Here is a 13,905-nt window from a genome sequence, read left to right as displayed (position 1 = left end):
CGCCGTGTCAGATCTCCTCCCGGTCCGCCGCGTTCGTGCCCGCCCGGCCGCGCCACGCCCGTACCGCGAGAATCACCAGCACCACTGCGACCACGGCCACCAGGGTGATGGCGTCCGGCACCTGCTCGCCGACGCGCTGGGCCCACTGCTCGACGGCGAACGAGTCGTCCACGTTCAGCAGTCCGGGCAGCGCGGTCGTCCCGTCGTACACGAGGAACAGCACGCCGAGGGCGATGAAGAAGAGGCCGGACAGCAGGCTCGTGGTGTGCAGCTCGAAGCGGCCGAGCCGGAAGGCCCGGCCGCGCAGCCAGGCCCGGCGCCCCAGGTCGAAGCGTTCCCAGAGCAGCGCGAGCACGAAGAGCGGCACCGCCATGCCCAGGGCGTAGACGGCGAGCAGCAGCCCGCCGTAGACCGGGCTGCCGCTGACCGCCGCCACGGTGAGGACGCTGCCGAGGATCGGGCCCGCGCAGAAGCCGGCCAGACCGTAGACCGCGCCCAGGGCGTAGACCGATACGGCGGTGGTGGGGCGGATGCGGCCGCTGAGGGCGGCGATCCGGCGCGAGGCGAAGCCCAGGCCGATGATCTGGGCGATGCCGAGCGCGATGATCAGCCAGCCGGCGCCGAGGACGAGCGCGTCCCGGTGCTGGTAGAAGAGCCGCCCGGCGAACGAGCCCGCCGCGCCGAGCGGGACCAGGGTGGTGGCCAGCCCGGCGTAGAAGATGCCGGTGCGGGCCAGCAGGCGCGAGGTGGAGTCGACGGAGTAGGCGAAGAAGGCGGGCAGCAGCAGGGCGCTGCACGGGCTGACCAGGGCGAGCAGCCCGCCGAGGAAGGCCGCGAAGTAGCCGATGTCCGCGGTCACTTCGGGCCGTCCGTGGCCTTGTCCGCGGGGTTCTTCCCGGCGCCCTTCCCGGTGTCCTTCTCCGTGACCTTCTCCGTGCCCTTCGCGTCCTGTCGCGAGCGGGCAGTCTTGGCGGCTGCGTCGATGGCCTGGGTGAAGGTCTCCATGGGCTGGGCCCCGGCGATCGGGCGGCCGTTGACCAGGAACGACGGGGTGGAGGTCGCGCCGATTCCGTACCCCTGCTCCTGGTCCTTCGCCACAGCGGCGGAAGCGGCGGAGCTGTCCGCGTCCCGGACGAAGCGGCCGAGGTCCGCGACCCCGGCCTCCCGGGCGAGCGCCTTCAGCCGGTCCTTGCCGAAGCCCTTCTCCTTGGCCCCCTCGGCGTACGCGGCGGCGTGGAACTGCCAGAAGCGGCCCTGCTGTCCGGCGGCCCAGGCGGCGCGGGCAGCGGCCTCGGACTCGGCGCCGAAGATCGGGAAGTTGCGCCACTCGATGCGCAGGGTGCCGTTGTCGACGTACTTCTTCACCAGGGCGGGCTCGGTGTCGCGGGCGAACTTTCCGCAGTAGCCGCACTTGAAGTCGGCGTACTCGATCAGGACCACGGGCGCGTCGGCGCGGCCCTGCGCGAGCTTGTCACCGGCGTCGCGGCGGGCGAGCTTCTCCAGCTCCGGATAGACACCGGCGTCCGGCTCGGCGCTGACGTCGGCGACCGAGGAGGAGCCGGAACGCGTCTCGTCGGGGGCGGTGGCCCGGTACGAGACGAAGCCGAGCAGGGCGGCGGCGAGGATGACCCCGGTGCCGTAGAGCACCGGCTTGCGGGACGAGGACCGGCGTGCGGACGGGGACGTGGGCATGCGTGACTCCGTGCTGGTGAGTGTCAGGAAGGAAGGAAAGAGGGGGAGGGTGGGGCGGGGCGGCCTACACCCTCAGCACGGAGAGCTCGACGGGCGTGGGCGCGGCGGCCACGGGCGCGCCCTGCCGCAGCCGGGCGGGCGGGTGGACCGGCGCTTCCCCGGTGGTGGCGGGCAGCCCCCATCCGGTGAGGCCGGGCGCCTGGTCGTACGCGGAACGGGACCGGCCCGGGAGGGCGGGGGCGTCGTCGTGCTTCCTGGTGCGGCCGCAGCCCGGGAGCGGACGCCGGTCGGAGTCCGTCGCGACCACCGGTGCGTCCGCGTCCGCGTCCGCGCCCGCGACCACCGCCGTGTCCGCGCCCGCCGTCGCCGCGATCATCGCCGCAGGTGCCACGGGTGCCACGAGGGTGGCAGGTGCGACAGGTGTGGCGTGTGCGACAGGTGTGGCGTGTGCGACAGGTGCGGCGGTGCCGTCCGCGTCAGTCCTTCCCGGTCCGCAGAACAGCCCCAGTACGACCGCGAGCACCGCCGTCAGGCAGTACCACTGCGTACGGGACACGGCGACCGGCCTTTCCGGACGGGGGCAACGGCTGGTGAGCTGCCCGAAATGGTACGTGCTGTGATCCAGCCGCTCCGAGGGGTGCCCGGGAGGTGACCCGCACCGCACGAAATGCGTTCGCCGATCCTTGTGCCCGGGTGAGATCCTGGGCTCCGTATGTCTACTTCCTTCGCTGATCTCCAGAACCGGCTCGGAGAGATCTCGCTCCGCGACGCGCACCGGCTCGGCCGCCGTCTCGAAGGGGCGCGCCGCATCCGCAAGCCCGAGGCCCGGCAGGCGGTGCTGGACGAGATCGCCGCCGAGACCGGCAAGGCGGCCGAGCGGCTCTCGCTGCGCGCCGCCCGCGTGCCCGCCGTGTCGTACCCGGAACAGCTTCCGGTCAGCCAGAAGAAGGACGAGATCCTTGAGGCGATACGCGACCACCAGGTCGTGATCGTCGCCGGGGAGACCGGCTCCGGCAAGACCACGCAGATCCCGAAGATCTGCATGGAGCTGGGGCGCGGTGTCCGGGGCATGATCGGGCACACCCAGCCGCGCCGGATCGCGGCCCGTACGGTCGCCGAGCGCGTTGCGGACGAGCTGAAGACGCCGCTGGGCGAGGCGGTCGGCTGGAAGGTCCGCTTCACCGACCAGGTGAACCCCGACGCGACGTTCGTGAAGCTGATGACGGACGGCATCCTCCTCGCGGAGATCCAGACCGACCGCGAGCTGCGCGCCTACGACACGATCATCATCGACGAGGCGCACGAGCGGTCGCTGAACATCGACTTCCTGCTCGGCTATCTGGCCCGGCTGCTGCCCAAGCGCCCGGACCTGAAGGTCGTCATCACCTCCGCGACGATCGACCCCGAGCGCTTCGCCCGCCACTTCGGCGACGCCCCGATCGTCGAGGTCAGTGGGCGTACGTATCCGGTCGAGGTGCGCTACCGCCCGCTTCTGGAGGAGGACGGGGACGACGCCGACCGGGACCAGATCACCGCGATCTGCGACGCCGTCGACGAGCTCCAGTCCGAGGGGCCCGGCGACATCCTGGTCTTCCTCTCCGGCGAGCGCGAGATCCGTGACACCGCTGACGCGCTGAACAAGCGGAACCTCCGGCACACCGAGGTGCTCCCGCTGTACGCCCGGCTCTCGCACGCCGAGCAGCACCGGGTGTTCCAGCGCCACACCGGGCGGCGGATCGTGCTCGCGACCAACGTCGCCGAGACCTCGCTGACCGTCCCCGGCATCAAGTACGTGATCGACCCGGGCAGCGCCCGTATCTCCCGCTACAGCCACCGCACCAAGGTCCAGCGACTGCCGATCGAGCGGATCTCGCAGGCCAGCGCCAACCAGCGCAAGGGACGCTGCGGCCGTACGTCGGACGGCATCTGCGTCCGGCTGTACTCCGAGGACGACTTCCTGACCCGGCCGGAATACACCGACCCGGAGATCCTCCGTACCAACCTCGCCTCCGTCATCCTCCAGATGACCGCGGCCGGTCTCGGCGACATCGAGAGGTTCCCCTTCATCGACCCGCCGGACCACCGCAACATCCGTGACGGCATCCAGCTCCTCCAGGAGCTCGGCGCGCTGGAGCAGGGCGAGAAGGTCCCCGAGAAGGTCCCCGAGGAGGGCAAGGGAGAGGGAAGGAAGGGGCAGCGGCTCACCCCGCTCGGCCGGAAGCTCTCGCAGCTGCCCGTCGACCCGCGCCTGGCCCGCATGGTCATCGAGGCCGACCGCAACGGCTGTGTCCGCGAGGTCATGGTCATCGCGTCGGCGCTCTCCATCCAGGACCCGCGCGAGCGGCCCGCCGAGAAGCAGACGCAGGCCGACCAGCAGCACGCCCGCTTCAAGGACGAGACCTCCGACTTCCTGGCGTTCCTCAACCTGTGGCGGTACATCCGTGAGCAGCAGAAGGAACGCGGCTCCTCCAGCTTCCGCCGGATGTGCAAGCAGGAGTATCTGAACTTCCTGCGCATCCGCGAATGGCAGGACATCTACTCCCAGCTGCGCACGGTCGCCAAGCAGATGGGGATCGGGCTGAACGAGGACGACGCGCCGGAGCAGGCGGTGCACGTCTCGCTGCTGGCCGGGCTGCTCTCGCACATCGGGCTGAAGGACACGGAGAAGAACGAGTACCTGGGCGCGCGCAGCGCCAAGTTCGCGGTCTTCCCCGGCTCGGCGCTCTTCAAGAAGCAGCCGCGCTTCGTGATGTCGGCCGAGCTGGTCGAGACGTCCCGGCTGTGGGCCCGGGTCAACGCCAGGGTCGAGCCGGAGTGGATCGAGCCGCTGGCCCAGCACCTGCTCAAGCGCACCTACAGCGAGCCGCACTGGGAGAAGGACCAGGCGGCGGTGATGGCGTACGAGCGGGTCACGCTCTACGGAGTGCCGATCATTGCCCAGCGCAAGATCAATTTTGGCCGTATCGACGCCGAGACCTCCCGCGATCTGTTCATCCGCAACGCCCTGGTCGAGGGGGACTGGCGGACCCACCACCAGTTCTTCCACGACAACCGCAAACTCCTCGGCGAGGTCGAGGAGCTGGAGCACCGCGCCCGGCGCCGCGACATCCTCGTCGACGACGAGACGCTCTTCGACTTCTACGACCAGCGCATCCCCGAGCACGTGGTCTCCGGGGCGCACTTCGACTCCTGGTGGAAGCACAAGCGCCGGGACGAGCCGGACGCGCTGGACTTCGAGCGCTCGATGCTCATCAACGAGAAGGCCGGTGCCGTCACCAAGGACGACTACCCGGACTCCTGGCGCCAGGGAAAGCTCAAGTTCAAGGTGACGTACCAGTTCGAGCCGGGTGCGGACGCCGACGGGGTGACCGTCCACATCCCGCTCCAGGTGCTCAACCAGGTCACCTCCGAGGGCTTCGACTGGCAGATCCCGGGCCTGCGGGAGGACGTGGTCACGGAGCTGATCCGCTCGCTGCCCAAGCCGATCCGCCGTCACTACGTCCCCGCGCCGAACTACGCCGACAAGTTCCTCGACCGGGCTGTACCGCTCCAGGAGCCGCTGACGGTCACGCTGGCCCGTGAGCTTCAGCGGATGGTCGGCGTCCCGGTCGCGGCCGACGACTTCGACCTGGACCGCGTACCGGACCACCTGAAGATCACGTTCCGGATCGTCGACGAGCGGCGCCGCAAGGTCGCCGAGGACAAGGACCTGGAGGCGCTGAAGCTCACCCTGCGCCCGAAGGCCCGTCAGGCGCTCTCCCAGGCCGCCGCGGCCACCGCGGGCCCCTCGGGCGAGTCGATCGAGCGCTCGGGCCTCACGGACTGGACGATCGGCACGCTGAACAAGATCTTCGAGACCCGCCGGGCCGGACAGCCGGTGAAGGCGTACCCGGCCCTGGTCGACCAGGGCGCGACCGTCTCCGTACGGCTCTTCGACACCGAGGCCGAGCAGCAGCAGGCGATGTGGCTGGGCACCCGGAAGCTGATCATGCTGAACGTGCCGGTGAACCCGGCGAAGTTCGTCTCCGACCAGCTGACGAACCAGCAGAAGCTGGCCCTGTCCCGCAATCCGCACGGCTCCGTCCAGGCACTCTTCGAGGACTGCGCGACGGCCGCGGCCGACCGGCTGATCGGTGTCCACGGCGGCCCGGCCTGGGACGAGGAGTCGTACCGGAAGCTGTACGACAAGGTGCGCACCGATCTCGTCGCGCTGACCGAGCACACGGTGAAGCAGGTCCAGCAGGTGCTGGCCGCCTGGCAGTCCTGCGAACGGCGCCTGAAGGCGACCAGCAGCCTGGTCCTGGTCAACAACGTCACCGACGCCCGTGAGCAGCTCGCCGCCCTGATGCCGCCCGGCTTCGTCACGAAGACCGGGCTGCGCAGGCTGCCCGACCTGATGCGCTATCTGGTCGCCGTGGACCGGAGGCTCCAGCAGATGCCGACGGCCGCCCAGCGCGACACCACGCGCATGGAGAAGGTCCACGAGATGCAGGACGAGTACGCCTGGCTGCTCGAACAGCTGCCGCAGGGCAGGCCCGTGCCGCAGGAGGTCCTGGAGATCCGCTGGATGATCGAGGAGCTGCGGGTCAGCTACTTCGCCCACGCCCTGGGGACCGCGTACCCGGTCTCCGACAAGCGGATCGTGAAGGCGATCGACGCGGCGGCACCGTGACAAGGACCGACCGGGCGGGCTGTTTCGGGCCGTTTCGGGCGTGATCGGGCCGCCACCTTGAGTGAGTTCGACCTGGGCCTCTGACCTGCTGTACAGTCTGTCTTCGCAGCCAGCCGCAAGGCCGAAAGCGAAAAGCCTGGTCCTGTGGAGCAGTTTGGAGTGCTCGCCACCCTGTCAAGGTGGAGGCCGCGGGTTCAAATCCCGTCAGGACCGCAGTAACGAAAGCCCGGATCCTCCTGGATCCGGGCTTTCGTGCGTTCTGCCTCGCTGTCGGTGGTCCGTAGTGCGCGGGCCGAGGGTTCTGCCCCGTGCTCCCGCGCGACCTGTGCACCCGTGCCCGGTGTGTCCGTGGCCCGTCGCCCTGCCGTCGGCCGTTTCGTGCACGGCTCCCGGCTCCCGGCTCCTGGTTTCCTGCTTTCGGCCCTCGTGATCGTCCACGCGTCCACTCGTCCGCTCGTCCGCTCCTCCGCCCGTTGGCCCCTGCGCCTCGTTCTGGGGCCAACGGGCGGTCCGCCGCGCCGGATTCCGCCCCGGGCGGCTGAACGCGCCCACAGGGCCGCCGTGGGGCCTTCCGCGAGCCAGGGACGAAAGTCCCGGGGGTGGGTGACCAATGGCAGGCCGTTCCGCGCCTTCGCGGTGGCAGGCTCGTACTTGGCAAGGCTCGGGCAGTGTGACGGGAGTCACCAAAGGAGTTTTGCGGAGGGGTGACTTTACACCTGCCCTACAACTGACGAATTTAATATGTGCAATTGCACCGCTGGAGCGGGGGTGCCGGGAGACCGTTCCTGATCGCCCCGTCTGGTCTCATCGGCCGAGCTGAAACAGTCCCGAACAGACTCGCTCAAGCCCGCACCCGCTCCGATCAGAAACCGGACGCACGGTTTCCTGTGGCGGCCCGTATGCCTCTGTGAGGCCCTGTGCGGCTCCGTGCGGGCTTCCGTCGGCCGCGCCGGCCCGGGCGGCCCTCCGGCCGCCCGGTGGGGCGTCCCGCGCGCGGGCACAAAAAGATCGCGCTGGACTCGGCGGAGTCCAGCGCGATCGCATGACGCACCCGTATTGCATAGGTATGGCGCCCGTTGGGGCGGGCGCCCGTCATGTGGAGCTATGGGGTGGACCCTTACGAGTTGGGGGACTCGGCAGGCCCGGATGGAGCGGCGTGGCAGGGGTGTGTCAGGCCTCGCTGCGCTGCTGCGGAATACCCGCAAGCAGTGCGCGGACCTCTGCCTCGCGGTACCGGCGGTGTCCACCGAGCGTGCGGATGGACGTGAGCTTGCCGGCTTTGGCCCAACGGGTCACCGTCTTCGGGTCCACGCGGAACATCGTGGCAACCTCAGCCGGGGTCAGCAGCGGCTCGGCATCAGGGGTGCGAGCGGTCATGAGCGGCCTCCTCGGGAGAACCGAACCATCTCGGTTCTTTCCTCTAAATTCTGCACCTTGACCCGCGTTGCCCGAAATGGCGGACGCGGGCCGAGTCGGTTATAGGACGAACGGCTTGTCCTCGGCACTACAACTACACCATCCGTCCAGCCACGTCGGCCAAACCGATGGAATTGCCCTCCCAGGTGTTCATCAGCGACGGAAGCCGATGGACCATGCCATAGCGGACAGTTACTCCTCAGTGACGATCAGTCACAGAGTGATCAGGAGCCACCAGACCCCCCATAGCGCACAATGCGGAGCATTCCGCCCTTAGTTGGACGGAGAGAACCCACCCCGGGCTCCTTGTCCTATTTTGGCATGAGGAGTGGGGAAGGGCGCAAGAGCCCAGTTAGTGCCGTCCGTCACGCTTATGAGCCAAAGGCCCGGTTCGGGACGTAGGTCCCGCGACCGTAGAAGTGTGATTCTGCCTCTCCAGCCCCACAGATCACAGCGAATAGTCAGCGGGCCGCGGTGAACGCGTCGGCGGGCGCGGAGGATGCCCCGCTCGCGGCCCCGTCGTCGCGTCCGTCGCCCCCGCCTGCCGCCCCGTCCGCCAGGCCGCCTGTCGGGCCGTCAGTTCGCGAACTGACGGTCCCTGACCGCCCGCCAGCGCTCCGCCAGCCGCCCGTACGCCTCGCCCGCCGCCTCGGCGTCACCGTCCCGCAGTGCCGCGAGGCCCTCCGCCACATCGGCCGCCGACCGGTCCGCGGTGAGCTGCTCGGCCGGGAGCGCGTGCACCAGCCCGCCGTAGTCCAGCTCGACCAGGGCCCGCGGATGGAACTCCTCCAGCCAGCGCCCCACGTCGACGAGCCCCTCGGTCAGCGGGCCCTCCGCCATCGAGTCCCGCAGCGTCTTCAGCCCGCGGGCCAGCCGGCGGCGGGCCTGCACCATCGGTGTCCGGTACCGCAGCACCGGCGCCCCTCCGTCCTCGCCCGCCGCGTGTTCGCGCTCCTCGTCGGAGAAGAGCACGAACCAGCGCACCGGTACCTGCCAGAGCGAGGTGCGGATCCACGGCCTGGCGTCCGGGTTCCGCTCCGCCCACCGCTCGTGGTCCGCCCCCGCCTGCCCGCGCACCACCGGCGGCAGCATCGCGTCGAGCACCGGGCCCGGCAGCAGCTCCGCCAGTTCCTCCAGCGCCAGCCAGCCGCGCAGCCGGGTCCGCCACGGGCAGACGCACACCACTCCGTCGACCTCGGCGACGAACGCGTCCCCGCTCTCGTGCGCCGGTACGGCGGCTGGCGGGGTGGCTGCCAAACCGGCCAGCGAGCGGCGCAGTTCGTCCTGGGCCGTGGGCCTTCGGGACTGCCCGGCGTACCGGGCCCAGTGGGCGCGTTCGGACTCCGGGAAGGCGGCCAGCGGCTCGTACACCCGGAGATAAGACGCGTAAGGGACGACCACCGAAGACACCACCGACATGCAGCAGATCGTGTCACGCCCGTACTCCGCCGGGGGGTCATCCCGGGCATCACGGCGGATCTTCGTCCCCTCAGGACATACCCTCTTGCCCAGTCGGACTGGCCCGGCCGGTCCGACCGCGGCCCTCCCCACCTTCAGGAGGGTCGTCGCCGCTTCTTAATTGGGAGTCACCACAGTGACCGATGTGACCGGCGCGCCTGTCGATGTACTGCACACCCTGTTCCGTTCGGACCAGGGGGGCCACGAACAAGTCGTGCTCTGCCAGGACCGGGCCAGCGGCCTCAAGGCCGTCATCGCCCTCCACTCCACCGCCCTGGGCCCTGCCCTCGGCGGCACCCGTTTCTACCCGTACGCCTCCGAGGCGGAGGCCGTCGCCGACGCGCTGAACCTCGCGCGCGGCATGTCATACAAGAACGCCATGGCCGGGCTCGACCACGGTGGCGGCAAGGCCGTCATCATCGGCGACCCCGAGCGGATCAAGTCGGAGGAGCTGCTGCTGGCCTACGGCCGGTTCGTGGCCTCGCTCGAGGGGCGATACGTGACGGCCTGCGATGTCGGCACCTACGTCACCGACATGGACGTGGTCGCCCGCGAGTGCCGCTGGACCACGGGTCGTTCCCCCGAGAACGGCGGCGCCGGTGACTCCTCGGTGCTCACCTCCTTCGGCGTCTTCCAGGGCATGCGGGCCGCCGCCCAGCATCTCTGGGGCGACCCGACGCTGCGTGGCCGAAAAGTGGGGGTCGCCGGGGTCGGCAAGGTCGGCCACCACCTGGTGGAGCACCTGCTCTCGGACGGTGCCGAGGTCGTGATCACGGACGTCCGGGAGGAATCCGTACGCCGGATCACCGAGCGGCACCCCGAGGTCGCCGTCGTCGCGGACACCGACGCGCTGATCCGTACCGAGGGCCTCGACATCTACGCCCCCTGCGCGCTCGGCGGCGCGCTGAACGACGAGAGCGTCCGGGTGCTCACCGCCAAGGTGGTGTGCGGCGCGGCCAACAACCAGCTGGCGCACCCCGGCGTGGAGAAGGACCTCGCCGACCGGGCGATCCTGTACGCGCCCGACTACGTGGTGAACGCGGGCGGGGTCATCCAGGTCGCCGACGAGCTGCACGGCTTCGACTTCGACCGGTGCCGCGCCAAGGCGTCGAAGATCTTCGACACCACGCTGGCGATATTCGCACGTGCGAAGGAGGACGGTATCCCGCCGGCTGCCGCAGCCGACCGGATCGCCGAACAGCGGATGGCTGACGCCCGCCGACGCTGACGGTGCCGGGCGCGTCACCGCGCGTCCTCGGCACCTCCCACGGCGCATTTCGTGGCGCCTGTGGTCCACCGGCCCGCCGGCCGGCGAGAGAAGACTCACGCCGGTCGGCGGGTCGTATGCCAAGAAGAGGTTAAAATCGCAGTTGACCAGCGAGGACGGGGCTCCTCGCCGGTCTGCTTCCGGGGCGCGTGATGCGGGCGACGTACCGTATGGCCGCGGAAGCAGGTACCGTTGAAGCCCTACGGGCACGGTCTCTCAGTCGAGAGTCCGTCCTGAAACATGAACGCGTGTCAAGACTCTGGGGCCGTCGAGCCCCGTCACCGAGGGGGTCGAGCCATGGGGCGCGGCCGGGCAAAGGCCAAGCAGACCAAGGTCGCCCGCCAGCTGAAGTACAGCACCGGCGGGACTGACCTGTCGCGTCTGGCCAATGAGCTGGGCGCATCGCCTTCGAGTCAGCCACCGAACGCAGAGCCGTTCGAGGACGACGAGGAGGATGACCCGTACGCACAGTACGCGGATCTGTACAACGACGACGAGGACGAGGACGAGGACGACAAGTCCGGTCCGTCGTCACAGCGCCGCGGCGCTTGACCTCGCGCTGACACATCAACCCGGTCCGGGCCTGTCCCGGACCGGGTTCTGTGCTGCTCCGGTCCGTTACGGGTGAGGGCGCGAGCGTCTCCGCCGTGTCCCCCGCCGCCGGGCCTGTCGGCCGTACGGCGGTCGGGGGAGTGGCGGGCATCTCGGGGGCGCCCCCGGTGTTCCCGGCCGTTCCTATCGTGCGTATCCGCCGACGAGCTCGGCGCCCGAGGTGTGCTCCCCGCGCTCGACGATCTCGCCCGCGACCCAGGAGTCGACCCCACGGTCGGCCAGCGTCGTCAGGGCCGCGTCCACGGACTCGGCGGGGACGATCGCGATCATGCCGACGCCCATGTTCAGCGTCTTCTCCAGCTCCAGCTGCTCGACCTGTCCGGTCCGGCCGACCAGGTCGAAGACCGCGCCGGGCGTCCAGGTGGAGCGGTCGACCCGGGCGTGCAGGCCGTCCGGGATGACCCGGGCCAGGTTGTTGGCCAGGCCGCCGCCGGTGACGTGGCTGAAGCCGTGGACCTCGGTGGTGCGGGTGAGCGCCAGGCAGTCCAGCGAGTAGATCCGGGTGGGCTCCAGCAGCTCCTCGCCGAGGGTGCGGCCGAACTCCTCGACCTGCCGGTCCAGCGACCAGCCGGCCCGGTCGAAGACCACGTGCCGGACCAGCGAGTACCCGTTGGAGTGAAGTCCCGAGGACGCCATGGCGATCACCACGTCACCCTTACGGATACGGTCCGGGCCCAGCAGGCGATCGGCCTCGACCACGCCCGTACCGGCACCGGCGACGTCGAAGTCGTCCGGGCCGAGGAGGCCGGGGTGCTCGGCCGTCTCGCCGCCGACCAGGGAGCAGCCCGCGAGGACACAGCCCTCGGCGATGCCCTTGACGATCGACGCGACACGCTCGGGGTGCACCTTGCCGACGCAGATGTAGTCGGTCATGAAGAGCGGCTCGGCGCCGCAGACGACCAGGTCGTCGACGACCATGCCCACGAGGTCGTGGCCGATGGTGTCGTACACGCCCATCTTGCGGGCGAGGTCGACCTTCGTCCCGACGCCGTCGGTGGCGGAGGCGAGCAGCGGACGCTCGTAGCGCTTGAGCGCCGAGGCGTCGAAGAGACCGGCGAAGCCGCCGAGGCCACCGAGGCCCGCGACCTCGGGGCGCTGCGTCTTCTTCACCCACTCCTTCATGAGCTCGACGGCGCGGTCGCCGGCCTCGATGTCGACGCCCGCTGCCGCGTAGGAAGCACCTGTTGTCTCAGACATGGCCTGGGATCTTTCGTGTGGAGATACGGGGCTGGTGGCCGGGGGTGTACGGCGGAACCGTCACGGGCGGCGCAGCGCGTCCGACGCGGCGGTCGCCGCCGGGCCTGCCGCCAGCTCGGTCTCCAGCAGCTGCTTGCCGAGCAGCTCCGGGTCGGGGAGCTCCATGGGGTACTCGCCGTCGAAGCAGGCGCGGCAGAGGTCCGGCTTGGCGATCGTCGTCGCCTCGACCATGGCGTCGAGCGAGATGTACGCGAGCGAGTCGGCGCCCATCGACGTACCGATCTCGTCGACCGACATGCCGTTGGCGATCAGCTCGGCGCGGGTCGCGAAGTCGATCCCGAAGAAGCAGGGCCACTTGACCGGCGGGGAGGAGATGCGGATGTGGATCTCGGCTGCCCCGGCCTCGCGGAGCATCCGGACCAGTGCGCGCTGGGTGTTGCCGCGGACGATCGAGTCGTCGACGACCACCAGGCGCTTGCCCTTGATGACCTCGCGGAGCGGGTTGAGCTTGAGGCGGATGCCCAGCTGCCGGATGGTCTGGGACGGCTGGATGAAGGTGCGGCCGACGTAGGCGTTCTTCACCAGTCCTGCGCCGAACGGGATGCCGCTGGCCTCCGCGTAACCGATGGCGGCGGGGGTGCCGGACTCCGGCGTCGCTATCACCAGATCCGCCTCGACCGGGGCCTCGGCGGCGAGCCTGCGGCCCATCTCCACCCGGGAGAGGTAGACGTTGCGCCCGGCGATGTCGGTGTCGGGACGCGCCAGGTAGACGTATTCGAAGACGCAGCCCTTGGGCTTCGCTTCCGCGAACCGCGAGGTGCGCAGGCCGTTCTCGTCGATGGCGACGAGCTCGCCCGGCTCGATCTCGCGGACGAAGCTGGCACCGCAGATGTCGAGGGCGGCGGACTCCGAGGCCACCACCCAGCCGCGCTCCAGCCGGCCGAGGACCAGCGGGCGGATGCCCTGCGGGTCACGGGCGGCGTAGAGGGTGTGCTCGTCCATGAAGACGAGGGAGAAGGCGCCCCGCACCTCGGGGAGCACCTTGGTGGCGGCCTGCTCGATGGTGAGCGGCTCGCCGTCCTCTCCGGTCTGGCCGGCGAGCAGCGCGGTCACCAGGTCGGTGTCGTTCGTCGCGGCGACCTGGGTGGCGCGGCCGTCCCTGCGGGGAAGCTCGGCGACCATCTCGGCGAGCTGGGCGGTATTGACCAGATTGCCGTTGTGACCCAGGGCGATCGAGCCGTGCGCGGTGGCACGGAACGTCGGCTGCGCGTTCTCCCACACCGAGGCACCGGTGGTGGAGTAGCGGGCATGACCGACCGCGATATGGCCCTGGAGCGATCCCAGAGACGTTTCGTCGAAGACTTGCGAGACCAGTCCCATGTCCTTGAAGACCAGGATCTGCGACCCGTTGCTCACTGCGATGCCCGCGGACTCCTGTCCACGGTGCTGCAGGGCATACAGTCCGAAATAGGTGAGCTTGGCGACCTCTTCGCCCGGAGCCCAGACACCGAAGACGCCGCAGGCGTCCTGGGGGCCCTTTTCTCCGGGGAGCAGGTCGTGGTTGAGTCGTCCATCACCACGAGGCACACCA

General features: G+C 70.0%; 10 protein-coding genes and 1 tRNA gene. 4 read left to right on the top strand and 7 right to left on the bottom strand.

The features are described 5' to 3' along the window. Positions 1 to 7 precede the first annotated feature (7 nt). From ACFVWY_RS26375 to ACFVWY_RS26365, 3 genes are all read right to left on the bottom strand, one after another. Complete coding sequence (locus ACFVWY_RS26375; protein WP_389876815.1) at positions 8 to 859, bottom strand: cytochrome c biogenesis CcdA family protein; 852 nt, start codon at positions 857 to 859, stop codon at positions 8 to 10. After that, on the bottom strand, positions 856 to 1,692 hold the full coding sequence (locus ACFVWY_RS26370; RefSeq protein WP_389876813.1) for a DsbA family protein: 837 nt from the start codon (positions 1,690 to 1,692) through the stop codon (positions 856 to 858). Before ACFVWY_RS26370 ends, ACFVWY_RS26375 begins: the two co-directional genes overlap by 4 nt. Positions 1,693 to 1,756: 64 nt before the next feature. Continuing rightward, positions 1,757 to 2,248: a hypothetical protein gene (locus ACFVWY_RS26365; protein ID WP_389876811.1), complete on the bottom strand. Its 492-nt coding sequence runs from the start codon at positions 2,246 to 2,248 to the stop codon at positions 1,757 to 1,759. Between the two features lie 156 nt (positions 2,249 to 2,404). On the opposite strand from ACFVWY_RS26365, the gene hrpA reads away from it, so the two are divergent. Beyond that, positions 2,405 to 6,364: an ATP-dependent RNA helicase HrpA gene (gene hrpA / locus ACFVWY_RS26360; RefSeq protein ID WP_389876809.1), complete on the top strand. Its 3,960-nt coding sequence runs from the start codon at positions 2,405 to 2,407 to the stop codon at positions 6,362 to 6,364. Positions 6,365 to 6,502: 138 nt separating this feature from the next. Next, a tRNA-Asp gene (locus ACFVWY_RS26355) sits at positions 6,503 to 6,577 on the top strand. A 957-nt stretch (positions 6,578 to 7,534) separates the two neighbouring features. Here the strand turns inward: ACFVWY_RS26355 and bldC are convergent. After that, positions 7,535 to 7,741, bottom strand: a complete 207-nt coding sequence (gene bldC, locus ACFVWY_RS26350; protein WP_003949541.1) for a developmental transcriptional regulator BldC — start codon at positions 7,739 to 7,741, stop codon at positions 7,535 to 7,537. 615 nt (positions 7,742 to 8,356) lie between these two features. After that, positions 8,357 to 9,199, bottom strand: coding sequence for a hypothetical protein (locus ACFVWY_RS26345; RefSeq protein ID WP_389876807.1), 843 nt, complete (start codon positions 9,197 to 9,199; stop codon positions 8,357 to 8,359). Positions 9,200 to 9,374: 175 nt separating this feature from the next. On the opposite strand from ACFVWY_RS26345, the gene ACFVWY_RS26340 reads away from it, so the two are divergent. Together ACFVWY_RS26340 and ACFVWY_RS26335 are read left to right on the top strand one after the other, a co-directional pair. Next, a complete protein-coding gene (locus tag ACFVWY_RS26340; RefSeq protein ID WP_389876805.1) occupies positions 9,375 to 10,466 on the top strand; it encodes a Leu/Phe/Val dehydrogenase in 1,092 nt (363 codons plus the stop codon). Between the two features lie 336 nt (positions 10,467 to 10,802). Then, on the top strand, positions 10,803 to 11,057 hold the full coding sequence (locus tag ACFVWY_RS26335) for a DUF3073 domain-containing protein (protein WP_148837076.1): 255 nt from the start codon (positions 10,803 to 10,805) through the stop codon (positions 11,055 to 11,057). 183 nt (positions 11,058 to 11,240) lie between these two features. On the opposite strand, the gene purM is transcribed toward ACFVWY_RS26335, so the two are convergent. Both purM and purF read right to left on the bottom strand, forming a co-directional pair. After that, complete coding sequence (gene purM / locus ACFVWY_RS26330) at positions 11,241 to 12,314, bottom strand: phosphoribosylformylglycinamidine cyclo-ligase (RefSeq protein ID WP_389876803.1); 1,074 nt, start codon at positions 12,312 to 12,314, stop codon at positions 11,241 to 11,243. A gap of 60 nt (positions 12,315 to 12,374) precedes the next feature. Further along, entirely contained in the window at positions 12,375 to 13,901 is a 1,527-nt protein-coding gene (gene purF / locus ACFVWY_RS26325; RefSeq protein ID WP_389876801.1) for an amidophosphoribosyltransferase, read from the bottom strand. Positions 13,902 to 13,905: the final 4 nt, after the last annotated feature.

Source organism: Streptomyces sp. NPDC058195 (assembly GCF_042883525.1).
GTDB lineage: Bacteria > Actinomycetota > Actinomycetes > Streptomycetales > Streptomycetaceae > Streptomyces.
This window is presented reverse-complemented; position numbering and strand designations above follow the sequence as displayed.